Raw genomic sequence first — 23,498 nt, forward strand, 5'->3', positions numbered from 1 at the left:
GCCTGGGTGCCGAGTGGCCCCGTGGCCTGGGTACCGGATGGGCCCGGCGAGCCCGGATGGGCCCGGCGGCCAGGGTGGCCCGCTGGCCCGGATGCCGGGCGACCCGACGGGCCCGGTGGCCTGGGTGGCGGGCGACCTGGCGGCTTGGGTGCCGAGTGGCCCCGTGGCCAGGGTGCCGGGTGACTCGGCGGGCCGAGTGACCCGGCGGGTCCGGCAAGTCCGGTGGCCCGCTGGCCCGGATGCCGGGCGACCCGGCGGGCCCGGCGACCCGGGTGCCGGGTGACCCGGCGGGCCCGGTGACCCGGGTGCCGGGTGACCCGGTGGCCCGGTGGCCCGGTGGCCCGGTGGCCCGGTGGCCAAAGTGCCTAGTGACCCAGCGGGCCCGGTCGCCCGGTGGCCAGGGTGGTGGGTGGCCCGGGTGCCGAGTGACCCGGTGGCCTGGGTACCCCGGCGGGCCAGGTGGCCAGGGTGCCGGGCGACCCGGCTAGCCCGGCAGCCCAGTGGCCCCGATGGACCGGGTGCCGGATGCCGGATGCCGGGTGCGGGTGCCGGATGCCGGATACCCAGTGGCCTGGATACCGGGATACCCGGTGGGTCCTCTCCCCCGCGCGGCGGAGGCGGTTCCCCCGGGAGCAGGAGGTGCCGGGGCGGACGGGACGGGAGCGTGGAGGCATGACCAGGACACCGCTCACGCCGCCCGCCCAGACCGGCCCCGGCCCCGCCCGGACCGCCCCCGCGTCCCGCCTCAGCCCCCCGCCCTCCCCCGCCGTCCGGGCCCTGCGCGCCCTGGCGGTCGTCGCCTGCGTGCCCTACCTCGCCCTCAAGGTCAGCTGGATCGCGGGCGGCCGGCTCGGCATCCCCCACGGCAGCGCCCTCCTGGACAAGCCGACGCTGATGGCCGTCGCCAACTCCGTGACCGTCCTGATGGACGCCGCCGTCGTCGTCCTGGCCCTGCTGCTGACCCAGGCCTGGGGCCGCCGGACGCCCGCCCCGCTGCTGGCGCTGCCGATGTGGGCGGCGACCGGGCTGCTCGCCCCGATCATGGCGGGCTTCCCCCTGCAACTCCTCTTCGGCGGCTCCTCCGGCATCACGCCGCCCGGCGAGGCGGCCTTCCTCGACGCGTGGGTGTTCGCCGTGGTGTACGGCGGGTTCATCCTCCAGGGCCTCGCGCTGGGAGCCCTGTTCGTCCGGTACGCGAAGGAGCGCTGGGGGCACCTGTGGCAGGGGCCGGTCGCCGGGCTGCCGCGCCCGGACGGCCTGCCCCGGGCCACCGGCCTGGCCGCGGCCGTGCTCGCCGCCGCCTGCTCCGTACCGCACCTGCTGGCCGCCTGCACGGGCAGCTCGGCCGGGAACCGGCTCACCGCCGACGCCCGGCTGGTCTCCGGGGTGCACGGGTTCTTCGCCCTGGCCGCCGTCGCCGGGCTGCTGATGCTCGCGCTGCGGCGCGGCGGCCGGACCCCGCTGCGGGCGGCGCTGGCGGTGGCCTGGACCGGCACGGGGGTGCTGGGCTGCTGGGGCGGCTGGATGCTGGCCACCGGGAGCATCGTCGGGGGCGCGGACCGGGCCCCGCTCACGGACCTGCTGACCTACGCTGTCCAGGTGATCGTCGGCCTCCTCGCCCTGGTGGGCGGCACGTCCCTGTTCGCCCGGTTGAGGCGGCAGCGGGAGCACGCGGGATGACACAGCAACGGGTCCTGCGGACATGGCTGTTCGGGCGGTCGGCCCGGCTCGGCTGGCTCCACCTGGTGGTGGGCGGGGCGCTGCTGATGCCGTTCCACCTCCTGGGGACCGTGGCCGTGGGCCCGTTGACCGGGGGCAGGAGCGCGTTCCTGTCGGTGGCCGGGCAGTTCGCCGCGTTCGCGGCGGTGCTGCCGCTGGTCGCCGTGTTCGGGCTGCTGGCCCCGGCCAGGCCCTTGTCGGTGGCGACGATCCGCTCCCTGGGGCTGGCCCCGGCGCGGGGCGACGGCTTCCCGGAGGGTCCGGCCAGGACGCGGGCGGCGCGGGTGCGGACGGCGGGGTGGTTCACCCTGCACCTGGCGCTCGGCGGGATCGTCAGCGGGGCGTCGCTGGCGCTGACGCCCTTCGCATGCGTACTGATCGCCCTGCCGTTCGTGCCCGCCCTGCGGGGCTCCTGGCTCGGGATGCCGACGTTCTTCGAGGAGCCGTGGGTGCGGGCGCTGAGCCCGTTGGCCGGGGTGGTGTCGATGCTGCTGCTGGCCGTGGCGAGCGCGGCGGCCTCGGCACTGCTGGCCCGGTGCGCGCCGGTGCTGCTCGGGCCCACCCCGGCCGACCGGCTGGCGGCGGCGGAGCGCCGGGCCGCCGACCTCGCCGTACGCAACCGGCTGGCCCGCGAGCTGCACGACTCGGTGGGGCACGCGCTGAGCGCGGTGACGCTCCAGGCGGGGGCCGCCCGCAAGGTCCTGGACAGCGGGCGGGCCGACGACGTGGAGTTCGTACGGGAGGCACTCGCCGCGATCGAGGACACCACCCGGCGCACGGTCGGCGAACTCGACGCCGTGCTGGGCGTGTTGCGGCGCGGCGAGGACGCCCCCGACGAGGAGACCGGGCCCGCCCTCGACGCCCTGGGCGGTCTGCTCGCCCGCAGCGGTGTCCCGGTGACGCGCACCGGGGACGGCGACGAGGACCTGGCGAAGGTGCCCGGCGCGGTGTCGCGGGAGGCGTACCGGATCGTCCAGGAGGGCCTGAGCAACGCGCTGCGGCACGGCGGCGCCCGCCCCGTCTCGCTGCGTCTCGCGGTCGCCGCGGGCCGGGAGCTGGAGATCGTTCTGGAGAACCCCCTGCCGGAGCACCCCGCCCCGGTACGCCCCGGCGGCGGCCGGGGCCTGCACGGCATGGCCGAACGGGCCGTGCTGCTGGGCGGCCGCACCGAGGCCGGCCCGCACGAGTCCGCCGGGGTCTGGCGGCTCACCGCCCGGCTGCCGCTGGCCGACCACCCCGAGAGAGGCCCCCGATGACCACCACGCCCGAAACCCTGGGCACTCCCGTCCGCCTGGTCGTCGCCGACGACGAACGCATGGTCCGCACCGCCCTGCGGGTCATCCTGGACGCCGAACCCGACCTGGCGGTCGTCGGCGAGGCGGCGACGGGCGCGGAAGCGGTGTCGGTGGTGCGCGCCCTGCGCCCCGACGTCGTCCTCATGGACGTGCGGATGCCGGAGATCGACGGCATCCGCGCCACCGAGCAGATCCTCGCCACGCTCCCCGCCCCGCCCCGCATCGTCGTCGTCACCACCTTCGAGAACGACGCCTACGTGTACGAGGCGCTGCGCGCGGGCGCGGCCGGGTTCCTGCTGAAACGGGCGGCCGCCGACGACCTGGTGCGGGCGGTGCGCCTGGTCGCCCGCAGCGACAGCCTCCTCTTCCCGGCGGCGGTGCGCTCCCTGGCCGCCGAGTACGGCCGGGGCAGGGCGGCCGCCCCGCCGGTGTGGGCGGCCCGGCTGACCGAGCGGGAGGCGGCGGTGCTGCGGCTGATGGCCAAGGGCCTCACCAACGCGGAGATCGCCGCCGCCCTCGGCTTCGGCGCGGCCACCGCCAAGACCCACGTGGCCGCGGTCCTCGCGAAGACGGGGGCCCGGGACCGTACGCAGGCCGTGATCCTGGCGTACGAGACGGGCTACATCCAGCCCCGCTGAGCGGCACCGGCGGTCACCGCCACCCGGCCTCCGCACCTGAAGAATGGATGAGAACCACCACAGATCGGAACTCCCGTCCGAACCCCGCTCGTCCTTCCCAGCAGGATGAACAAGACGATCAGGCACACCGCCGTGTTCTGCCTGCTGCTCGTCCTCGCGCTGCTGGTGCGGGTGACATGGGTGCAGGCCTACCAGGGCAAGGCGCTCGCAGACGACAAGGACAACCGGCGGAACATCGTGAAGCAGTACGCGAACCCGCTGGGGAACATCATCGTGGCCGGTTCGCCGGTCACCGGATCGGTGAAGACGGAGGGTGGAGACCTCCGGTACAAGCGCACCTACACCGACGGGCCGCTCTACGCGCCCGTCACCGGCTACACCTCGCAGGTGTACGGGTCGACCCAGTTGGAGGGCATCTACAGCAAGATCCTCGACGGCACGGACACCCGTCTGAAGAACCCCGCCGACCTGCTCCAGGGCAAGCACACCCGCCCCGGCAACGTCGTCACCACCATCGACCCGGCCGTCCAGAAGGCCGCGTACGAGGCGCTGGGCACGAAGAAGGGCGCGGTCGTCGCGATCGACCCGAAGTCCGGCCGGATCCTCGGCATGGTCAGCACCCCGTCGTACGACCCCTCCACGATCACCGGTTCGCACGACGGCGAGGCCTGGCAGAAGCTGACGGCCGGCGACGACGAGGACAAGGCGATGACCAACCGGGCGATGCGCCAGCCGCTGCCGCCCGGCTCCACGTTCAAGCTGGTCGTCGCGTCGGCCGCGCTGGAGAACGGCCTGTACGACTCGGTGGACACCCCGACCGACAGCCCCGACCCGTACACCCTGCCCGGCACGCGCACGCCCCTGAACAACGAGAACCGGTCCGCGCCGTGCGAGAACGCCACACTGCGCACCGCCCTCAAGTTCTCCTGCAACAACGTCTTCGGGAAGCTCGCCGTGGACCTGGGCCAGGACAAGGTGAAGGCGATGGCGGAGAAGTTCGGCTTCAACACCGACAAGCTGGACGTGCCGGTACGGGCGTACGCGAGCGTGTACCCGAAGGGCATGGACAAGGCGCAGACCGCGCTGACGGGCATCGGCCAGTTCGACGTCACGGCCACCCCGCTCCAGATGGCGATGGTCTCCGCCGCCCTGGCCAACAACGGTGAGCTGCCCGCCCCGCACATGGTGTCGGAGGTGACCAGCGCGGGCGGCGACGTGCTGGAGAAGCACCCGGACGGCGCGGACAGCAAACGCGTCGTCTCCGAGCGCACCGCCGAGCAGTTGCGCAGCGCGATGGTCACCGTCGTCGAGGACGGCACCGGCACCAACGCGCGGATCCCCGGCGCGGAGGTCGGCGGCAAGACCGGCACCGCCCAGCACGGCGTGCAGAACAGCAAGACGCCGTACGCCTGGTTCACCTCGTACGCGAAGGACCGGACCACCGGCAAGGAGGTCGCGGTGGCGGTCCTGATCGAGGACTCGGGCGCGGCCCGCTCGGAGGTCAGCGGAAACGGTTTGGCGGCGCCGGTCGCACAGAAGACCATGAAGGCCGCACTGGGCGGGTGAGCCGCCCGCTGACCCAGGGGGCTTCGGTGGACGACCGCACGCATCCGGCACTGGCCGGGCTCGACGACGTGGACTGGGCCTCGTTGAGCCATGCGTACGGTGCGGCCGCCGACGTGCCCGCGCACGTCCGGGACGCACTGGTGCCGGACCGTGCGGCCCTGGCCGTCGACGAGCTGCGCGTCTCCGTCTACCACCAGGGCGGGCACATCTGCTCGGCCGCACCTCCCCTGCTGCCCTTCCTCGTCGCGCTGGCGGCGGACCCGGCGGTCACGGTGCGCGCCGAGCTCCTCGCCCTGACCGGCAAGCTGGCGCAGGCGGGCGCGGACTGCCGGGAACGGTTCCGCGACCCGGGCTGGGAGGCCGCCTGGGCAACAGCCGTTCCGGCACTCCTGCGTCTGCTGGAGGACCCGGACCCGGCGATGCGCCGGGAGTGCCTGTTCCCGCTCCGGTATGCGGACCCGGGCACGGCGGAGGCCCTGTGGGCGGCCCTGGAGCGCGAGAGCGACCCCGCGACCCGCATCGCGCTTGTCGACTCGCTCGGGGTGTTCGCGGGACGGCCGGGCCGCACGGAGGAGTCGGTACGAAGGCTGCGGCGGGCGGCGCTGAGCCGCCGGGCCCCGCTGGAGCGCCTCGCGGCCGCCGTCAGGCTGTGCCTGGCCTCCCCCGACGCGCCCGACCCGGAACTGACGTCCGTCGTGGCGGAAGCGCTGCGGGTGTCCCAGCTGGACGAAGAGGCGTGCGCGGGCTGGGACTTCGCGTCTCCGGCCGGCCTGCTGGAATGGCTGGTCAACGCGCTCGGCCCCGACCGGGAGGGCCGCACCGGGCTGGCCCGGACGCTGCTCGCCTCCCCGCAGCCGGGGCGGCGGACCGTCGGCCTGCGGTGCGCGGCGTCGGTACTGAGCCGGTGGCGCTCCTCGGTGCCCGTCCTGCTGCCGGACGTGGCCGCGCTGCTGCCGGACGCGGAGCCGGAGAACCGGCACCTCGCCGCACGGGTGCTCGGCATGTGCGGCGAGGCGGCCCGCCCGTGGGCGGACGCACTGGCGGAGCTGTACGGCACGGCCGCGGCGGCGAGCGCCGCCGAAGGGGACGGCGCGGCCCGAGGGGCGGGAGGCGAAGCACCGGCGCGCGGCCGGGAGGAACGGGCCGCCCGGCGCGCGAGGCAGGCTCCCCTGCGGGCCCGGGACACCGCCCTGTGGGCGCTCGCCCGGCTCGGGGACGTCCGGGCGGTCGGCCCGGTGGCGGAGCGGCTGGCCGGAGAGCGGCTCGGGTTCGCCACGCACCAGACGCACGCCGACGGCTGGTGGACGTACGAACTGGACCTCCAGGAAGTGCTGGCCCCGCTCGTCGCGCACGCGGACGCCCTGCTGCCCGCCCTGCGCCACAGGCTGGCCGCCGCGGCGAGCCTCGACGTACGCCGCTGCCTGTGCCGGGCCCTGGAGACGTGGGGCCCGGCGGCCGCGCCCGCGCTCCCCGAGCTGCTCGCACTGCTGGACACCGAGGCCGGCCCCTGGGCGCTCACCGCACTCGCCGCGATCGGCCCGCAGGCCGCCGCACTGGACCACAACCGGCTGCGCGCCCTGGTCGACGCACCTGACCAGCAGCCCTACGCCGCCCGCATGGTGGCCCGCGCGTACTGGCGGCTCACCGGCGACCCCGGTCCCGCGCTGGCCGTGCTCCTGCCGGACCTGGACGGGCGGTTCGTGCCCCACGAGCCCGCCGCGTTCCTCGCCGAACTCGGCCCGGCAGCCGCCCCGTACGCCGACCGGCTGCGGGCCTCGCTCCCCGCGTACACCGAGAGCTGGCTGCCCATGACCACCGGGTACGCGCTGTGGCGGATCACCGGCGAGACCGACGAGGCCGTCCCCCTGGTGCTGGGCGCGCTCGGGCCCCTCGCCGTGCCCGGCCGCAGCGCCGATCCCGCCATGGCCGTCGCCGTACGGCACCTGGCGGAGATCGGCCCGGACGCCGTCCGGCAGGCGCGGCCCGTGCTGGAGCGGATCGTCGCGGCCGACGAGCGCCCCGTGCGGCACGGCAACTGGCGTTCCGTGCCGGACGACGAGGAGTTGGGCGCCGCAGCCCTCGCAGCGCTCAACTCCCTTCCCGAACGGGCTACTTCACGCCCGCCCAGCGCTTGACCGTCGCCTCCGCCTCGGCGCGCTGCTCCGGGACCAGCTTGGAGATCAGGGCGCCGTGGTTGGAGTTCGGGGCGACGTACAGGTGCGAGTCGCGCTTCGAGGGGCGGTAGCGCTCGGCGCTCCACGGGTCGTTCTGGCCGTAGACGAACATCATCCGCTGGCCCTTCTTGTTGACCCAGCGGTCGACGTCCTTGGCGTCCCAGCCGCTGTAGCGGGTGCGCATGTCGGCGGGGAGCAGGGAGTTGGGCTGGTAGATGTCCGGGTAGTTGCGGACGTCGCGCAGGTGCTTGAACTTCAGGTCGGCCCAGCCCAGTTGGGCGGCGGCCTGACGGTAGTAGGGGCCGGAGCCCTCGGGGCCCGCGTCGGCGTCGGAGTAGATCGACAGGCCGTGGCCGAGCGACCAGTCGTACAGCTCCTTGTCCGTGGCCTTCTTGGCGTCCGGCACGGTCGGGCAGTTGGTGTACGAGCCGGACTGCCAGAAGTTCCAGACCTGGTCCAGGACGGAGAACTCGTAGGCGCGGTCGGTGGAGCCGAGCTGCTGGAAGGTGAGGCCCTGCTCCTTGGAGGTGGCCTCGAAGAGCGGGAGGATCGTCTTGCGGCGGACCAGCATCTCGCGCTGCACGGCGTCCAGGGCGGTGCGGCACTCCGGGGTGCCGACGGTGGCGAAGAAGGTGTCGTAGACCCGGTCGTCGCGGTTGTCCGCGTCGTTGGGGGCCACGTACGCGACGACGGCGTCCAGGTCCTGCGGGTAGAAGCGCTCGTGGTAGGTCTGCGTCATGCCGCCCTTGCTGGCGCCCGTGCCCAGCCACTTCGCCTTGTAGATGCGCTTCATGGCCTGCACGATGTTGTGCTCGTCGGCGGCCTCCTGCTGGATGGTGAGCTTGCTCCAGTCGGTCTTCCCGGCGGGCACGGACTTGCCGAAGAAGCGGTGCTCGACGCTGATCTGGTTGGCCCCGAGGAGGGTGGTGATCTCGCGGGTGCCGGAGGAGAGCGTGTAGCCGCCGGTGTAGTGCACGACGGGGGCGGTCTCGGCCTTGTGCCACAGGGTGAACTGCTGCTCGAAGCTGCCGCGCCACGGCTTGGCGTGGTCGATGGGCTGTCTCAGCATGAGCGTGAAGAAGGGGCGGCCCTCCTTCTGCGTCTCCGAGACGATCCGCAGGCCGGGGATCTTCTCCAGCTGCTCGCGAATGGTGGCGTCCTGGGCGACGGCGGAGCTGCCGCTGGGTGCCGCGCTGGCGGCACTCCCGGCGAGCACGCTGGTCGTGGCTATGAGTCCGGCACAGAACAGGGCGGGAAGTACCTTCGTGCGCACGCTGATTCCCCTCGGGCGGATGGTGACGCATGGGATGTATGCGCCGCGGCTCCGCATCGTATGCACGGCAGTCCGCCCGTCGGCAGCCCCCTCGGCCCCTTGATCGGTTTCCGATGTCCGCTATGCGTACTCCGTGGCGAACTCCCGTGCCACCGGGGACCACTGGGGGTCCCGCCCGCCCAGCCCCACCACCCGGTCCAGGAACGACGATCCGTCCGGTACGTCCACGACCGGGCCGAACAGGGGGGCTCGCGCCGGATTGTCCGCCTCCGGGGCGAGCAGGGCGTACACCACCTGGAGGCTCGGCCGGTCGCAGGTGAAGGGGCGGCCGGTGGCGCGGGCCAGGTCCCAGCCGTGCAGCACCAGTTCGTTCAGGGCGATCTGCGCGGCGACCCCGGCGGGCAGCGGGGTCCCGCCGACGGCGGTGGTCCCGGCCCAGGAGTCGTGCCGCTGCCAGGCCTCCACGAGTGCGGCGAGCTGCCGGGGCAGCCGGTGCCGCCAGTCGGCCGGGAGCCCGGGCCCGGCCGGGGGCTCGGGCCGCTTGTGGGCGGCTTCGTGGAACCCCGCCGTCAGGTGGACGAGATGGGCGAGGAGGTCCCGTACGGAGAACTCGGCGCAGGGCGTGGGCCCTTCGAGCCCCCGCTCGGACACCCCGTCGAGCAGCCGGACGAGACGGCGGGCCGCCGGCCCGAGGTCGAACACGACGGCGGTGGGGGCGGCGGTCGTGGTGGTCGTCATCAAGGTCCCTCTCCTGGAGCGTCCCGGAGCCGCGACGGGCGGCGGTGACGCCGACGCGGCAGCACTGAGGCCGTCGCGACGGCGCTGGGGCCGTCGCGGCAGCGACGAAGGGAAGACCCGAAGCGGTCGGGAAACTCATCGAAACGGGCCGAAGTTCTTCAGAATTTCTGCGAACTCCCATGTCAGCGGGGGGGGGAGGTCGACGCTCACGACCATCCGCAGCGGCCGGCTGCCGGACGGCGAGGCGGAGATCCGGCCGGGCACAGGGATCTGCACAGGGATCTAAGGACCCCGGGAGCCCGGAATCTAGGGCACCTTCCCGATCCGCCGGAGCCGCCCGCGCTGCCACGCTGGCCCCGCCCCCACCCGGACGGAACGAAGGCGGACCCGGCAGTGACCACAGAGACCAGAGAGACCGCCGAGCCTCGGCCGCGCGTCCTGCGGGACCGCAACGCGTCGCTCTTCCTGTCGGTGGTCGTGGTGTCCGGTTTCGGCACCACGGCCCTGTGGCTGACCGCCGGGATCTGGGTGAAGGACCTCACCGGGTCCGATTCCCTGGCCGCGCTCACCACCTTCTGCATGTGGCTGCCGGTGCTGGCCGGTCCCCTGCTGGGCGCGGTCGCCGACCGGTTCCGCCGCCGCCCGCTGCTGATCGCCGTGAACCTCGCGACGGCGCTCCTGCTCACCTCCCTCGTCACCGTCGACACGGCGGACCGGGTGGGGATCCTGTTCGGCGTGCTCGTCCTGTACGGGGTCGCCGGGACGCTCACCGACGCCGCCGAGTCCGCGCTGGTCGCCACCGCTGTCGACAAGCGGCTGCTGGGCGACTTCAACGGGCTGCGGATGACCGCCCAGGAGGGCACCAAGCTGCTCGCGCCGCTGGCCGGGGCGGCGCTCTTCGCCCGGTTCGGCGGGCTGCCGGTGGCGCTCCTGGACGCCCTCACCTTCGTCCTCGCGGCCGGGCTGATCGCGCTGCTGCGGGTGCGCGAGGACGCCAAGCCGCCCCGTACGGAAGGACGTTGGACGGACGGGGCCCGGTATCTGTGGCGCTCACCGGTCCTGCGACCGCTGGTGCTCGCCGCCTCCGCGACGATGGTGCTCTCCGGCCTCGGCAGCGCCATGATCTTCGCCGTGGTCGACACGGGCCTCGGCCGCTCCCCCGCCTACCTCGGGGTGCTGTACGCGGTCCAGGGCGCGGGCACCGTCCTCACCGGCGTCCTCGCCGGACCGCTGCTGCGCCGGATGCCGGAGCGGGTACTGGCCGCTGCGGGCATCGCGCTGTTCGCGGTGTCGACGGCGCTGCGCGTACTGCCGTACGACGCGGCGGTGCTGGCGGGCAGCGCGGGAATCGGGCTCGGGCTGCCGTGGGTGCTGATCGTGGCACTGACGGCGGTGCAGCGGCAGACACCGGACGCGCTCCTGGGACGTACCTCCGCGACCGCCACGACCCTCGTGTACGGGCCGATGACGGCCGCCATCGCGCTCGGCTCGGGGCTGGTCGCGGTGCTGGACCACCGCTGGGTGCTGGCGGCGGCGGGGGCGGCGGGCGTCGCCACGGCACTCGCGCTCGCTTTCGGTCCCGCATTCGACCGAGTCGGGCGGCTGTAGCACGAACCGCCGTACTGCGGCCATTACTTGACGCGGCCGCACCCCGCTCCCTAGCGTCGCGACGGTCGCCGCCCCCACCGGCGCACCGTCGCGGAACCCTTGAGGAGCCCCTCCCATGCCCGCTGCTTCCCGCACTCTCCTGCTCACCGGCGCGGCCGGCGGCATCGGCACCCTGATGCGGGGCCTGCTCCCGGCGTACGGGTACGAGCTGCGGCTGTTCGACGCGACGCCCATCGAGGGCGAACCGACGGCCGTGACCGCCGACCTCGGCGACAAGCACGCGCTGCGGGAGGCCGTCGAGGGGGTGGACGCGATCGTGCACCTGGCGGGCATCTCGCTGGAGGCCCCCTTCGAGAAGATCCTCCGCTCCAACATCGAGGGCACGTACAACCTCTACGAGGCGGCCCGCGAGGAGGGCGTGCGCCGGATCGTGTACGCCTCCAGCAACCACGCGGTCGGCTTCACCCCGATGCCGGGGCCGCGCGGCCCCCTCGTCCCGGCCGACGCCCCGCACCGCCCCGACACCTTCTACGGGCTGTCCAAGGCGTTCGGCGAGGACCTGGCGCAGCTGTACTGGGACCGGGACGGCCTGGAGACGGTGTCGGTGCGCGTCGGCGCGTGCTTCATGGAGCCGTCGACGGTGCGGATGCTGGCGATGTGGCTGAGCCCGGGCGACGCCGCCCGGCTCTTCGACGCGGCCCTGACCGCGCCGCACGTCGGGCACACGGTGGTGTACGGGTCCTCGGCGAACACCCGGCTGTGCTGGGACCTGTCGACGGCGCGGGCGCTGGGGTACGAGCCGCAGGACGACTCGGAGCAGTACGCGGAGAAGCTGCTGGCCGAGCACGGGGAACCGGCTCCGGGCGACCCGGAGCACGACTTCCTGGGCGGGTCCTTCTGCACCGACCCGCCGCAGTGGCCCTACTAGCCGGATCGTGGGCCCGGCCGCCCCGAGGAACGGGACGGCCGGGCCCGGAACCGCGGGGCCTCCCGCGCCCTGCGCTCCCGGGACCGGCCGGTGAACATCGCCGACGAACCCACCGGGGGGAACCGGAAAAGAGCGAGCGCGCCCGCGATACGGCACAACCTAGAGGGCCCGACGGAACGGCACGATCCGCTCCGCGCGGCCCTCGTCCGCTTTGCGCGGCGAACCCGGGCGGACGTCGTCGCGCGACGAACCCGGATGCCGCAGCGTGTGGGAGGGGCTCTCGCCGAACCGGGCCCGGTAGGCCGCCGCGAACCGGCCCAGATGCCCGAAGCCCCACCGGAAGGCGACGTCGGCGACGGTGGTCCCGGCGGCCCCGTCCCGCGCCGCCCGGGCGAGGTCCGCGCGCACCCGGTCGAGCCGGATGCCGCGCAGGTACGCGGTCGGGGTCGTCCCCAGGTGCTCCCGGAAGCCCTCCTGGAGGCGCCGCACACCGACCTGGGCGACGGCGGCGAGCGAGGCGGCGGTGTGCGCGTGTTCGGGGTGCGCGTGGATGAGGTCGAGGACGCGTTTGACGGGGGCGGGGCGCAACGGGGGCGCGGGGGCGGCCAGTTCCTCCCGGTAGGGGTGGTCGGCGGCCAGCAGCAGCCCGTTGAGCAGGGCCTCCTGGAGGGGTGCGGCCATCACCGCGTGGCCGGGCAGGCCCTCGGTGTCGCGGGCCTCCTCCACCGCCCAGGACATCAGCCGCGCCCAGCTGCGTCCGGCGCCCCGCGAGACGTCGATGTCGGGCACGAAGTCGACGGGCCCGCGCAGGCTCCGGTCGAGCAGCAGCTCCAACTGGCGGTGCAGGGCGTCCGGTTCGATCTTCAGGGCGAGCAGGCGGCAGTCCCTGCTCCAGTGGTCGATGCGGGTGACGGACTCGGGGTCGAGGACACAGCCGCGCTGCGGGGTGGCGACCGCCTCGGCCCGGCCCCGCTGCCGCCAGGCGAGGGTGCCGCCCAGCAGGACGTTGACGTGGTAGTGGCCCAGCTCCCCGAAACGCATCCGCAGATCGGCGCCGAGCACGAGGTCCCCGACGGTGAGGGAGCCGACCTGCGCGGTGTCGATCCGGGATTCGAAGACGCCCGGCTCACCCAGCGGGTCGATACGAGTGGTGTAGAAACTCTCGCCGATCGCCCGACGCGTCTCGTCGAGGTCGGCGGACCGGAAGGTGTGCACGGGCGCCAGGGTAGGACCGGGCCGTCACCCCGACGGAGGCTCTTGCGTCTAAATTCACTCGCGCGGGCGGTTTCCGCTGCTCATCATTGCGCTCATGCCCAGGCCCCACGGATTCCGATACGAGCAGCGCGGCGACGGCACGGTCGTCATCACCCACCACCAGCGGGCCGCTTCCACCCTGCGCGGAAGCCGTGCGGAGAAGTTCCTCGCGGAGGTGATGAGCGGCGACGAGCAGCTGGTCATGGCCCGCTGGACGGGGGCGTACAAGTTCGGCAACGAGCGCATGGCCCGCAACCATCCGCGCAACCGCTGAGCACACCGGACACCGCAGCTCAGGGGCCCGCGCTGGGCCGTCCGGGCGGCGGGCGCACATTCTTCGCGGGTAAGGGAACGGCAAAGCGCCCCCGGTCGTTACCCGGTACATGACCGCAATGACCCCTGGCTCGAACATTCCGCTTCCCACCGCCCGCGTGGCCGTGGACGTCGCCGCCCCGGTGCGGCTCGACGTGTCGGGCCTGCTGCTCACCGCCGACGGCAAGGTGCGCTCCGACGACGACTTCATCTTCTACAACCAGCCCGCCGGGCCGGGCGTGACCTACCGCTCGGGCGGCGGCACGGCCCCGGACGCGATCCTGGTGGACACGGGCGCGCTGCCGCCGGGCATCGAGCGGGTCGTGGTGACCGCGAGCCCGGACGCCGCGGGCCAGACCTTCCAGGGCATCGAGCCCACGGCCACGGTGCGCGGCGCCGACGACAACGCCGTGATCGCGACCTTCACGCCGCCGCAACTGGGCGCGGAGACCGCCCTGGTGGTCGTCGAGGTCTACCGCCGCAACGGCGCGTGGAAGGTCCGCGCGGTCGGCCAGGGCTACGCCAACGGGCTGGCGGGCATCGCCACCGACTTCGGCGTCTCGGTCGAGGAGCCCGCCGCCCCGGCCGCCCCGCAGGCCCCGGCCGCCCCCGTGGCGCCCCCGGCCCCGCAGACCCCGGCCGCCCCGCCGTCGGCGCCCGTGCCGTCGTACGACCCGCGGGTGGCCGCCCCGGCGGCTCCGGCCGCTCCCCCGGCCCCGGCGGCCCCCGCCGCCCCGCCGCTGGGCGCCGGAAAGATCAACCTGGACAAGGGCCGGGTGAGCCTGACCAAGAACCAGACGGTCTCCCTGGTCAAGGGCGGCCGCCCGCTGCTCTCGCAGGTCAAGATGGGCCTGGGCTGGGAGCCGGCGTTCCGCGGCAAGGACATCGACCTGGACGCCTCGGTCATCGCCTACGACGGCAACCGCAAGATGATCGACAGCTGCTACTTCGGCAAGCTGTCCATCCTGAACGGCGCGATCAAGCACTCCGGCGACAACCTCACGGGCGAGGGCGCGGGCGACGACGAGGTCATCGTGGTGGATCTCGGCCGCATCCCGGCGGAGGCCACGGGCCTGGTCTTCACGGTGAACTCCTTCACCGGCCAGAAGTTCACCGAGGTCGCCAAGGCCTACTGCCGTCTGATCGACGGCGCCACCGGCGAGGAACTGGTCCGCTTCGACCTGACCGGCGCCGAGCCGCAGACGGGCGTCATGATGGCCAAGCTGATCAAGCAGTTCAGCGGCGAATGGGAAATGACCGCGATGGGCGACTTCGTGAAGTCCCGCACGGTACGCGGCATGGTGAAGCCCGCGGCCCAGGCACTGTAGGGGCGGAAGGAAGGCATGGGGACACAGAGGGCGGGTGCGTGACGGATGCCACGTGCGGGAGGGGTTTGGCCGGGGAGGCCCGGACGTAGCCTGGAAGGCATGTCCACCATCTCTCCGTCCGCCCCCGGCCCGGACCCCTCGGGGCCCGAAGCCTCCGGTGCGGACCAGACGAACGCGGCGATCCGCCGCCTCGTGGACGCGCAGACGACGGACGGGGCCTGGCCCTCGGAGGAGTACGAACTGCTTCTCGTCGAGTGGGCGGCCGCGATGCGCGACGACGCGACGGAACCCGTTTCGTAGGGTCCGATTTCCCGTTCTCTCCCCGTGCCGACGCAACCGGAACGCCTCCGCCCCGTATCCCGATCGTGATGATCGGAGTACGGGGCGGAGGCGTTTTCCCGGAGCCGCGGGGGCTCAGAGCTTGGTCAACTTGGAGTAGGGGCTGAGGATCCGCCCCTGACGTCCGGAGAAGTCGATGAGCACGGCGAGGTCACCCTCGACTCCCACGACTCTTCCGAGTCCGAATTGATCATGCGAAACCCGGTCTCCCACCTCGTAGTTCTCAATGGGCGGGGCGGCCGGGGCCGGGACGTTGAAGGGACTGGACGGCAGGTGTCGCCGGGCTCCGGCTGGCTTTGTCATTACCTTCAGTATGCGCCCACCGGAGGCCAGATGCCATGCCCGTCTCCCGGCAGGCACTCCCGCCCGCCCCGTCGCACGTTCCCCGCCCGCCCCGGGACCCTTCCCTCGTCAGGCCTGCCACGGCCAGTTCGCGGACCGCCCCGACTCCAGGAGGGGAACCATCCGAAAGGCTGCGTCGGTCAGCCCGCCGAAGGCGTGGCGGCCGGGCGTGCCGGACGGAGCGTGACCGGTCGCGTACCCCTCCAGGTTCCAGGTGTACGCGGGCACATGGGCCGGGACGGGCTCGAACACATCGTCGCGGTGTGTGGCGGCGCTCTGCTCGTCCGTGACGATCAGCACCCGGTCGTGGCCGTCGTAGTGCTCGCGGACGGCGGCCGCGGTGCGGGTGCCGCCGAGGTCGCCGAAGCGCTGAAGGACCTTCAGCACCGACTCCCCCTTCGCGTACGTCACCGGACGGCTGTCCGTGCCGAACTCGACGAGGTCCGCCGACTCGGCCCGCAGCGCGAGCGCCGTGCCGAAGACCGCCGCCGCGTCCGCCCGGCTGAGCTTCGACCGCTCCGAGGCCCGCGACCAGAACATCGAGCCCGACCGGTCGATCAGGACAAGCGTGCGACCCGGGAGCGAGGGCACGTTGGCCAGCGCGTGGCCGAGCGCCCGCTCCAGCGGGTACGCCCGGCGCAGCGACGGCGCGTGCTGGTACGCGGCGAGGTAGCGGAAGGGGAACTGCCGTCCCCGCGCGACGACTTCGGGGTCGGAGATCTTCGTCGCGACACCCGCCGCGACCCGGTCCGAGACGCCTGCCTCGTCGAAGTTCCGCAGGTTCCGCAGCAGCGCCATGGTGCCCATCGACGGGATCATCGCCTCCCAGGCCTGCGCGTCCAGCGGCCCCTGGAGCCACCCGGCCAGGGACTCCCAGGTCATGCCCGCCCCGGCCAGCCGCTCGGCCGCGTCCGGTGCGCCCAGGAGGGCGCGCCGCTCCGCCACCGGCAGTTCCATGAGCGCGCGGTGTGCGGTCAGCGTCCGGTTCGACGCGGGCGGCACGGCGGTCTCGGGGTGGTGGCGGCGGTCCAGGGCGTACTGGAACAGCTCGCCCTGCCACGGCTTGGCGGGGTCGGGCGAGGCGTGCACCAGGTTGAGGACGTCGCCGAAGCGGAACCCCCCGGGAGGCGGTGTCGTACTTCAGCAGCGCCTTTCCGCTGTAGAGCCGCTGGACGGCGTCGGCGACGCCGCGCTTGACGGGCTGGGGGATCGCGCGGCCGTACAACGCGGTCCAGTACGCGAGGAGTTCACCGGGCTCGTCGGGGCGCTGGAGGACGGAGGCGACGACGCTGCGGTTCGTCGGCCCGTCCGTTTCCCCCGCGTCGAGGCGCGCCTTGATGTACTCGGCGGCGCCGACGACCGACGCGGTGCGCAGCTGCCCCTCGCCGCGCAGCCAGCCGAGCAGTCCGGCCGTCCACGCGGGGTCACTGACGGCGAGCTCGCGCACGAGGGTCGCGAAGCGGGTGTCGCGGGCCTCCCCGGTCTCGTAGAAGGTGCTCTGTGAGACGAAGTTGGCGACCGACAGGAGGAAAAGCTCCGACTTCGCGTCGCGGAGGTGTCCCGTGCCGCCCTGGTGGTTGACGGTCGTCCGCCCGGTCGTGGTCACGCCGGTCGTGGTCACGGGCGAAACGGGACCGCGTGCCTTCGCGGCACGCGTGGTGAAACGAGCCATGGTGAATTCCCCCGCATTACCTTGTCTGCAAGGGCCTCCCGAGGTCAGAAGCGGCGAACGGCGTTGATTTCCGGCGGAGAAGTAGCCGTTGCCCGCGCACCGGGAGGTGCACAAAAGCGCATGCCCAGAGTTCCGATGCGGCGGAACCAGGGATTTCACAGGCACCGAGGGATAGCGGCACAAAAGGCTGCCGGAATTTCCCCCAGGAACCTCCATCGGAAGTAGGTCCTGCCTGCGCACCTGGGCACGTCACCGACTCTAGGAGTACGTCCCCCACCCGCGCCAAGCATTAATCGCCCGGTGCGTTACGTCACAGCAGGTGCCCCCGCGCAACCGTGCGCCCCACCTGGGGCGTCGCAATCAGCGTCCGGCGCCGTCCGGGCGAGCGGGAGGGGAGCCGAGCGAATGTCAGCCGCAGCGTCCGAAGCCGGGTCGACCGGTTCGGAACGGTATCCGGGTCGGTACCACGTCGTCGCACCGCTCGGGGAGGGCGGCATGGGGCGCGTGGAGCTGGCGCGTTCCCCGGCGGGGCGGCTGGTCGCGCTGAAGACCCTGCATCCCCGGCTGGCGTCCGACGCCCGTTTCCGGGAGCGGTTCCGCCGGGAGGTGGCGGCGGCGCGGGCGGTGGACGACGTGTTCACGGCGGCGGTGCTCGACGCGGACACCGAGGCCGAACTGCCGTGGCTGGTCAGCGAGTTCTGTGCCGGGCCGTCCCTGGTGGACGTCATCAGCGCGCTCGGGCCGCTGGACTCGGCGGCGCTCGGCACGCTCGGTGCGGCGCTCGCCGAGGCCTTGGCGGCGGTGCACGCGGCGGGGCTGGTGCACCGGGATCTCAAGCCCGCGAACGTGGTCGTCACCCACGACGGCCCCAAGATCCTCGACTTCGGTCTGGCGAAGGGTGCGGCGGAGGAGAGCGGGGAGCCGCTGACCGGCACGGGCGAGCTGGTGGGCACGCTCGGTTTCATCGCGCCCGAGCAGTTGGGCCGTGGGGGCGAAGTGGGGCCCGCCGCCGACGTGTTCGCGTTCGGGGCGCTGCTGGTGCTGGCGAGCACGGGCCGCAATCCGTACGGTTCGGGCACCGCCCCGCAGGTCCTGCACCGCACCCTGCACGAGCCGCCGTGCCTGCTGGGGGTGCCGGACGCGGAGTGGGACGTGTTCCTGCGAAGGTGTCTCGCACTGGACGCGGGTGACCGGCCCACCGTCGCGGAGGCGCTGGAGTGGTGTGCCGGGCGGGCGGCCGCGCTGCCGTGGTGGGAGGAGGAGCCCGTCGCCGGTCTCGTACGGGAGCACGAGGAGGCGACGGCGGAGCTGGTCGCGGCCCAGGAGGAGTGGGAGGACGAGGTCCCGGCGGCCTTCCGGACGCCGGGCGCGGAAGGCACGGGGGACGCGCCGGACGCCCCCTGCGACGTACCGCCGCATCCGCCGCACCGGCGGCGCTTCCTCGCCTGGGCGGGGGCGGCCGTGACCGCCGTGGGGGGCTCGACCACGGCCGCCGTGCTGCTGCTGGACGACGGGGTGCGGTCGCCGGAGCCGGAGCAGGGGACCCTCGCGTGGACGGCGGGCCGTACGGTCTGGTCGCGCGACCTGGCCACCTCACCGGCGTACGGCGGCGAGGTGCTGCGGCACGGCGACGCGCTCTACGTCCGTACGACCGGCCTGCTGACCTGCTTCGACGCGGCGTCCGGCGAGGTGCGGTGGCGGCTGGAGGACACGGACGTCCAGGGGGTGCGGCCGCTGGGCGACGCCGTGTACGTGCTGCGACGGCCCTCCTTGGGCCCGGGAGTCCTGGCGCTGGACGCGGCGTCCGGGGCGCGCCGCTGGGAGACCCGGGGCCTGGTCATGAATCCCTTCCGGCGCGACGCCCCGAACCCGTCCGCCGGCGAGCGGGAGGGCCAGTCGGCGCATGTGACGGCGGACGGTTCGGTGGTCTGCCTGGTCACGTACGCCGCGTCGGACACCCTGTGGGAGCGGCGCACGGAGCCGGGCAGGCGCTGGCGGGCGTACGGGTTCGACGCGCGCGACGGCAGGCCGCTGTGGCACCGGGCGGGCACGGTGACGGGCGTGTCCGCCGTCCACCAGCACGGCGGCCGTCTCGCGGTCGCCACCTCCGAACGCCCGGTGACGGTCCGCGAACCTGCCGACGGCCCGCTGGTCGTCCTGCGCGACCGCGACGGCACCCCGGAGCGGGAGATCCCGGGCGGTTCCGCGCACCCGGAGGCGCACCCGGGTTCCACGGGGGTGCGGCACTACCCCGGCCCGGCGGCGGTCGCGGCCGTCGACCTCGCCACCGGCGAGCGGCGCTGGTCGCGCCCGGTGGGCAGCGAGGCGACGATCACCCCGACGGCGGCGGACGGCCTGGTGCACACCGGTGACTGGGGCGATCTGCGGGCCCTGGACGCGGCGACGGGCCACCAGTTGTGGGTGCGCACGGACGTGCGCCGCCTCGACGACACCGCCGGGGTCCCGCCGCTGGTGGCGGACGGGCTCCTCTACGCGTCGGGGTCGGACCCGTCCCGGTCCGCCGACCCGGCCCGCCGCTCGACCGGTTGGGGTGTGCACGCGCTCGACGCCCGGACGGGCAGGCTGGCGTGGGCGGTGCCGGTGGCTCGGATGAGCCGGGTGCGGGCGGCGGCGGGCGGCGGCCTCCTCCACCTGTGCGTGGACCGCACCCTGCTGACGCTGCGCGGCCCGGAGGCGGCGTGAGCGGTCCGCTGCTGCCCGGCGACCCTCACCGCCTCGGCCGGATACGGCTGTTGGAGCGGCTCGGTGCGGGCGGGATGGGGCAGGTGTTCCTGGGGCGGACGGCCGGGGGCCGGCTCGTCGCCGTGAAGACCGTGCACGCGCACCTGGCCGCCGAGCCGCACTACCGGGAGCGGTTCCGCCGCGAGGCCGCCGCCGCGCGTGCGGTCACCGGGGCGTACACGGCGGCGGTGCTCGACGCGGACCCGGACGCGGAGGTGCCGTGGCTGGCGACCGCGTACCTGCCGGGGGTGACCCTGCGCCGCACCGTCGCCGAGGCCGGTCCGCTGCCCGCTCCTTCGGTACGGGCCTGTGGTGCGGCCCTCGCGGAGGCGCTGGCCGCGATCCATGCCGCCGGGATCGTCCACCGGGACCTCAAGCCGTCGAACGTGCTGGTCACGGCGGACGGGCCGCGCGTCATCGACTTCGGGATCGCCCGGCTGACCGGCTCGCCGCACTCCGCGCTGACCTCGGCGGAGGACATCATCGGCACGCCGGGCTTCATCGCACCGGAGCAGATCGTGGAGGGCGCGGAGGTCACGGCGGCGGCGGACGTGTTCGCGCTGGGTGCGGTGCTGGTGTTCGCGGCGACGGGCGAGGGCCCGTTCGGGCGGGCGGGTGCGGCGGTGCTGCTGTACCGGGCGGTGCACGACGCGCCGGAGCTGGACGGCGTGCCGTGGGAGGTACGGGAGGTGGTGCGCCGGTGTCTCGACCGGCACCCGGACCGCCGCCCGGGGGTCCCCGAGGTGCTGGCCGCGCTGAAGGAGCCGGGGGCTCCGCTGTGGTGGCGGGAGGGGGCGGTGGGGGCGCTGGTGCGGGAGGCGGAACCACGGGACGCGGAGCCGCGGGACGCGGTCCCGGAGAGACGCCCGGCGGACCTGCCCTCCGCGAGGGCGGGCACTCCCTCCGTGAGGGCGGACGTGCCTGCCGTGAGGACGGACGTGCCCTCTGTGCGGTCCCGGCGCCGGACCGTCGGCCGCCGGGCCCTGCTCGGTGCGGCCGGGAGCGGGGCCGTGGGCCTGGCGGTGTGGGCCGGGGTGCGGGCCTTCGGGGCGCGGGCGGAGGAACCCCCCTCCCCGGACTGGAAGTTGACCGCCGGGTCGCGGGCCCCGGGGGCGCTGCGGTGGTCCCGTACCGCCGACGAAGGCCTGGTGGACGGGGTGTTGCTGCCGGGCGGTGCGGCGGGCGTGCTGCTGGCGCACGGCTCGGACGGCTACGGCTCCACGCAGGGCGCGGTGCACGCCCTCGGCGCGGCGGACGGGGCGGTGCGCTGGTCGGCGGGGAGCCGGGGCGAGGTGCCCCGGCTGTGGGGTGTGGTGGGCGGGGTGCTGGTGGCCCCCGAGCTGACGGACACCGGGCTCGCGCCGGCGGACGGCGCGAAGGTGCGGGTGGCGGGGCTCGGGCAGGTGGCCCCCGGGTGGTTCGTGGGTGTGGCGGCGGGAGTGGTGTCGTACACGACGAGCGCCAACAAGGAGCTCGCCGGGCCCTCCTGGCAGGTCGATGCGGCACCGCCCCGGGGGCGCCCCGTGCTCGCCGGGCGCGCGCTGCTGCTGACCGGACCCGAGCCGACGCCGGTGACCTGCTACGACACCTCCGACGGCCGTGTCCTGTGGGAGCAGCCCCGGGTCGAGGGACCCGTGGTCGCCACGGGCACGGACGGCCGCCGCTTCCACCTGCTGACCGCGTCGGGCGTCCTGCACGTGCTCGACGTCCGCAGCGGCGCGCACCTCGCGGGCCCCTCGCTCGGGCTGCGTCCCGGGGCGGGAGCGAGCGCGCTCGCGTGCGTGGGCGGGACGGGCCTCGCGCACGCCGCCGGGAAGGTGACCGGTTTCGACCCGGCGACCGGGAAGCGGCGGTGGAGCGTGCCGAGCACCGGCCTGGAGTCGACCTGGCGGCCGCTGCCCGGCGGCGCGGGGCACGCCCCGCCGGTCGCCGGGGGTCTGCTGCTGCACCGTCCCGGCCCGGGTGCCGTGCGGGCGGTGCGGCTCGCCGACGGTGCGACGCGGTGGGAGCGCGCGGGCAGTGCGGGGGCCTCGCTGCCGCCCGTGGTCGCGGGGAACCGGGTGTACGCCGCGACGGGTGCGGCCTGCACGGCGTACGACCTCACCACCGGCGCCCCGGCCCGTACCTGGACCGCGTCCGGCCCGATCAGCGAGCTGGCGGCGGACGGCTCGGGCTGGTACGCCCGCCTGGACAAACGCACGGTGCAGGCGGTGAACCGGGTCTGACCGGCCGTCGGCCCGGGGTGCATGATCGTCGGAGGTACCCCGTAGCCCGTACCCCGTGCCGCGCACGGACCCGCACCACCGAGAGGCCCGCCATGCCCCCCTTCCCCTCCACCAGCCGCCGCGTCCTGGTCAGCGGCGCGTCCCGCGGTCTCGGGCGTGCCCTCGCCCGCGCCTTCGCCGCCAACGGGGACCGGGTCGCCGTGCACTTCGGCTCCCGGCGCGCCGAGGCCGAGGAGACCCTGGCGTCCCTGGAGGGCAGCGGGCACCTGCTGACCGGCGGCGACCTGACCACCCCCGAGGGGGCGAAGGCGGTCGCCGACGCGGCGGCCGAGGGGCTCGGCGGGATCGACGTACTGGTCAACAACGCGGCCGTGAACACCCCGCACCCGCTGGACGGCACGGCGTACGAGGACTGGGCGGCGGCTTGGCAACAGCACGTTTGCGTCAACCTGCTCGCGACGGCGAACCTCAGCCACCTCGCCGCGCACCGCATGATCGCGCAGGGCACCGGCGGGCGGATCGTCAACGTCGGCTCGCGCGGCGCGTTCCGGGGCGAGCCCGACCACCCGGCGTACGGCGCGACGAAGGCGGCCGTGCACGCGCTGGGGCAGTCGCTGGCCGTGCACCTGGCCCCGCACGGCATCGCGGTGGCGTCCGTGGCCCCCGGGTTCTTCGCGACGGAACGCGTGGCGCACCGGCTGTCGGGGGCCGAGGGCGAGGCGATCGTGGCCCAGAGTCCGTTCGGGCGGGTGGCACAACCGGAGGAGATCGCGGAGGGCGTGCTGTGGCTCGCCTCGCCCGCCGCCGAGTGGGCCTCGGGCACCGTGCTGGACCTCAATGGGGCTTCGTACCTGCGGACTTGAGGTCTGTACCGGCAGAAACAAGGTCGACTGGGGCAGATCACCTCTCTTCCCAAGATTTCATGCGGAATGCCTTGACCCCCGGTGTCGGCGGCAATAGACATGCCGTACCGGCCGGGGTCGGGGGAAGCCCCCGGCGGTGACAGCGACCGCGAGGGGGCGAGCCATGTGGATGCCAGGCAGGCCCGTGACCTCCATGAGAGCCGGCTGCTTCAGCTGGCCAATGTGACCGGAGTCAGCACCGGGCGGGACGAGTACTCGGGCGAGGACGTGATCGTCGTCTTCGTGACGCGGATCGTCTCCCGCGACGGACTCCGTTCCACCGACGTGGTGCCCGGCTCGCTCGAAGGCGTGCCCGTGCGTGTCGTGGCGATCGGCGACGTCGAGGCCCAGGACGACCCCGAGGAGTTCTGACCAGAGGTCCGGCGCCGGACCCCTGCGCACGCTCCTCGCACCCGTACCGCTTCGCGCCCTCTTTCGCGCAC

The 23,498-nt window shown here is 74.4% G+C and carries 18 protein-coding genes and 1 pseudogene; 14 read left to right on the forward strand and 5 right to left on the reverse strand.

The genetic code is table 11. From position 1 onward, the window contains the following. Window positions 1–672: 672 nt before the first annotated feature. The 5 genes from ACIO3O_RS20570 to ACIO3O_RS20590 all read left to right on the forward strand — a co-directional run bounded on the left by ACIO3O_RS20570 (window position 673) and on the right by ACIO3O_RS20590 (window position 7,353). On the forward strand, window positions 673–1,680 hold the full coding sequence (locus ACIO3O_RS20570) for a hypothetical protein (protein ID WP_401747768.1): 1,008 nt from the start codon (window positions 673–675) through the stop codon (window positions 1,678–1,680). Then, window positions 1,677–2,975 (forward strand): histidine kinase, encoded by a 1,299-nt coding sequence (locus ACIO3O_RS20575; protein WP_401747771.1) that lies wholly within the window; start codon window positions 1,677–1,679, stop codon window positions 2,973–2,975. The genes ACIO3O_RS20570 and ACIO3O_RS20575 overlap by 4 nt, the downstream gene beginning before the upstream one ends. After that, window positions 2,972–3,652, forward strand: coding sequence for a response regulator (locus ACIO3O_RS20580; protein WP_401747773.1), 681 nt, complete (start codon window positions 2,972–2,974; stop codon window positions 3,650–3,652). The genes ACIO3O_RS20575 and ACIO3O_RS20580 overlap by 4 nt, the downstream gene beginning before the upstream one ends. 105 nt (window positions 3,653–3,757) lie before the next feature. Then, window positions 3,758–5,218, forward strand: a complete 1,461-nt coding sequence (locus ACIO3O_RS20585) for a peptidoglycan D,D-transpeptidase FtsI family protein (protein ID WP_401747775.1) — start codon at window positions 3,758–3,760, stop codon at window positions 5,216–5,218. Continuing rightward, window positions 5,215–7,353, forward strand: coding sequence for a hypothetical protein (locus ACIO3O_RS20590; RefSeq protein ID WP_401747777.1), 2,139 nt, complete (start codon window positions 5,215–5,217; stop codon window positions 7,351–7,353). Before ACIO3O_RS20585 ends, ACIO3O_RS20590 begins: the two co-directional genes overlap by 4 nt. On the opposite strand, the gene ACIO3O_RS20595 is transcribed toward ACIO3O_RS20590, so the two are convergent. Continuing rightward, a complete protein-coding gene (locus ACIO3O_RS20595) occupies window positions 7,328–8,665 on the reverse strand; it encodes a S28 family serine protease (RefSeq protein WP_401747779.1) in 1,338 nt (445 codons plus the stop codon). The genes ACIO3O_RS20590 and ACIO3O_RS20595 overlap by 26 nt on opposite strands. A gap of 120 nt (window positions 8,666–8,785) precedes the next feature. Then, complete coding sequence (locus ACIO3O_RS20600) at window positions 8,786–9,403, reverse strand: TIGR03086 family metal-binding protein (protein WP_401747781.1); 618 nt, start codon at window positions 9,401–9,403, stop codon at window positions 8,786–8,788. 393 nt (window positions 9,404–9,796) lie between these two features. Here ACIO3O_RS20600 and ACIO3O_RS20605 point away from each other — a divergent pair, with 393 nt between their 5' ends. After that, window positions 9,797–11,011, forward strand: coding sequence for an MFS transporter (locus ACIO3O_RS20605; protein ID WP_401747784.1), 1,215 nt, complete (start codon window positions 9,797–9,799; stop codon window positions 11,009–11,011). Between the two features lie 115 nt (window positions 11,012–11,126). Then, on the forward strand, window positions 11,127–11,939 hold the full coding sequence (locus ACIO3O_RS20610; protein WP_401747786.1) for an NAD-dependent epimerase/dehydratase family protein: 813 nt from the start codon (window positions 11,127–11,129) through the stop codon (window positions 11,937–11,939). Between the two features lie 159 nt (window positions 11,940–12,098). On the opposite strand, the gene ACIO3O_RS20615 is transcribed toward ACIO3O_RS20610, so the two are convergent. After that, on the reverse strand, window positions 12,099–13,154 hold the full coding sequence (locus ACIO3O_RS20615; protein ID WP_401747788.1) for an AraC family transcriptional regulator: 1,056 nt from the start codon (window positions 13,152–13,154) through the stop codon (window positions 12,099–12,101). 94 nt (window positions 13,155–13,248) lie between these two features. On the opposite strand from ACIO3O_RS20615, the gene ACIO3O_RS20620 reads away from it, so the two are divergent. The 3 genes from ACIO3O_RS20620 to ACIO3O_RS20630 all read left to right on the forward strand — a co-directional run bounded on the left by ACIO3O_RS20620 (window position 13,249) and on the right by ACIO3O_RS20630 (window position 15,133). Beyond that, on the forward strand, window positions 13,249–13,467 hold the full coding sequence (locus ACIO3O_RS20620; protein WP_401747791.1) for a hypothetical protein: 219 nt from the start codon (window positions 13,249–13,251) through the stop codon (window positions 13,465–13,467). A 118-nt stretch (window positions 13,468–13,585) separates the two neighbouring features. Beyond that, entirely contained in the window at window positions 13,586–14,833 is a 1,248-nt protein-coding gene (locus ACIO3O_RS20625) for a TerD family protein (protein WP_401747793.1), read from the forward strand. Between the two features lie 99 nt (window positions 14,834–14,932). Beyond that, on the forward strand, window positions 14,933–15,133 hold the full coding sequence (locus tag ACIO3O_RS20630) for a hypothetical protein (protein WP_401747795.1): 201 nt from the start codon (window positions 14,933–14,935) through the stop codon (window positions 15,131–15,133). Window positions 15,134–15,247: 114 nt separating this feature from the next. Here the strand turns inward: ACIO3O_RS20630 and ACIO3O_RS20635 are convergent, their stop codons facing one another. After that, window positions 15,248–15,475: a hypothetical protein gene (locus ACIO3O_RS20635; protein WP_185025425.1), complete on the reverse strand. Its 228-nt coding sequence runs from the start codon at window positions 15,473–15,475 to the stop codon at window positions 15,248–15,250. A gap of 108 nt (window positions 15,476–15,583) precedes the next feature. Beyond that, window positions 15,584–17,186, reverse strand: a pseudogene (locus ACIO3O_RS20640) (TROVE domain-containing protein). A 405-nt stretch (window positions 17,187–17,591) separates the two neighbouring features. Between ACIO3O_RS20640 and ACIO3O_RS20645 the strand changes: the two are divergent. The 4 genes from ACIO3O_RS20645 to ACIO3O_RS20660 all read left to right on the forward strand — a co-directional run bounded on the left by ACIO3O_RS20645 (window position 17,592) and on the right by ACIO3O_RS20660 (window position 23,427). Beyond that, the gene (locus ACIO3O_RS20645; protein ID WP_401747797.1) at window positions 17,592–19,889 is read left to right on the forward strand and encodes a PQQ-binding-like beta-propeller repeat protein; all 2,298 of its coding nucleotides are present in this window, start codon (window positions 17,592–17,594) and stop codon (window positions 19,887–19,889) included. After that, window positions 19,886–22,153: a protein kinase gene (locus ACIO3O_RS20650; RefSeq protein WP_401747799.1), complete on the forward strand. Its 2,268-nt coding sequence runs from the start codon at window positions 19,886–19,888 to the stop codon at window positions 22,151–22,153. Before ACIO3O_RS20645 ends, ACIO3O_RS20650 begins: the two co-directional genes overlap by 4 nt. 92 nt (window positions 22,154–22,245) lie before the next feature. Further along, window positions 22,246–23,016 (forward strand): SDR family NAD(P)-dependent oxidoreductase, encoded by a 771-nt coding sequence (locus ACIO3O_RS20655; protein ID WP_401747801.1) that lies wholly within the window; start codon window positions 22,246–22,248, stop codon window positions 23,014–23,016. 81 nt (window positions 23,017–23,097) lie between these two features. Then, entirely contained in the window at window positions 23,098–23,427 is a 330-nt protein-coding gene (locus ACIO3O_RS20660) for a hypothetical protein (RefSeq protein WP_401747804.1), read from the forward strand. Window positions 23,428–23,498 lie beyond the last annotated feature (71 nt).

It is taken from the genome of Streptomyces sp. NPDC087440 (assembly GCF_044744005.1).
Taxonomy (GTDB): Bacteria; Actinomycetota; Actinomycetes; order Streptomycetales; family Streptomycetaceae; genus Streptomyces.

Coding starts and splice junctions, on each gene's coding strand:
- ACIO3O_RS20620 (WP_401747791.1), top strand. CDS start 13,249: ATGCCCAGGCCCCACGGATTCCGATACGAGCAGCGCGGCGACGGCACG.
- ACIO3O_RS20645 (WP_401747797.1), top strand. CDS start 17,592: ATGTCAGCCGCAGCGTCCGAAGCCGGGTCGACCGGTTCGGAACGGTAT.
- ACIO3O_RS20655 (WP_401747801.1), top strand. CDS start 22,246: ATGCCCCCCTTCCCCTCCACCAGCCGCCGCGTCCTGGTCAGCGGCGCG.
- ACIO3O_RS20610 (WP_401747786.1), top strand. CDS start 11,127: ATGCCCGCTGCTTCCCGCACTCTCCTGCTCACCGGCGCGGCCGGCGGC.
- ACIO3O_RS20570 (WP_401747768.1), top strand. CDS start 673: ATGACCAGGACACCGCTCACGCCGCCCGCCCAGACCGGCCCCGGCCCC.
- ACIO3O_RS20625 (WP_401747793.1), top strand. CDS start 13,586: ATGACCCCTGGCTCGAACATTCCGCTTCCCACCGCCCGCGTGGCCGTG.
- ACIO3O_RS20600 (WP_401747781.1), bottom strand. CDS start 9,403: ATGACGACCACCACGACCGCCGCCCCCACCGCCGTCGTGTTCGACCTC.
- ACIO3O_RS20630 (WP_401747795.1), top strand. CDS start 14,933: ATGTCCACCATCTCTCCGTCCGCCCCCGGCCCGGACCCCTCGGGGCCC.
- ACIO3O_RS20585 (WP_401747775.1), top strand. CDS start 3,758: ATGAACAAGACGATCAGGCACACCGCCGTGTTCTGCCTGCTGCTCGTC.
- ACIO3O_RS20635 (WP_185025425.1), bottom strand. CDS start 15,475: ATGACAAAGCCAGCCGGAGCCCGGCGACACCTGCCGTCCAGTCCCTTC.
- ACIO3O_RS20580 (WP_401747773.1), top strand. CDS start 2,972: ATGACCACCACGCCCGAAACCCTGGGCACTCCCGTCCGCCTGGTCGTC.
- ACIO3O_RS20575 (WP_401747771.1), top strand. CDS start 1,677: ATGACACAGCAACGGGTCCTGCGGACATGGCTGTTCGGGCGGTCGGCC.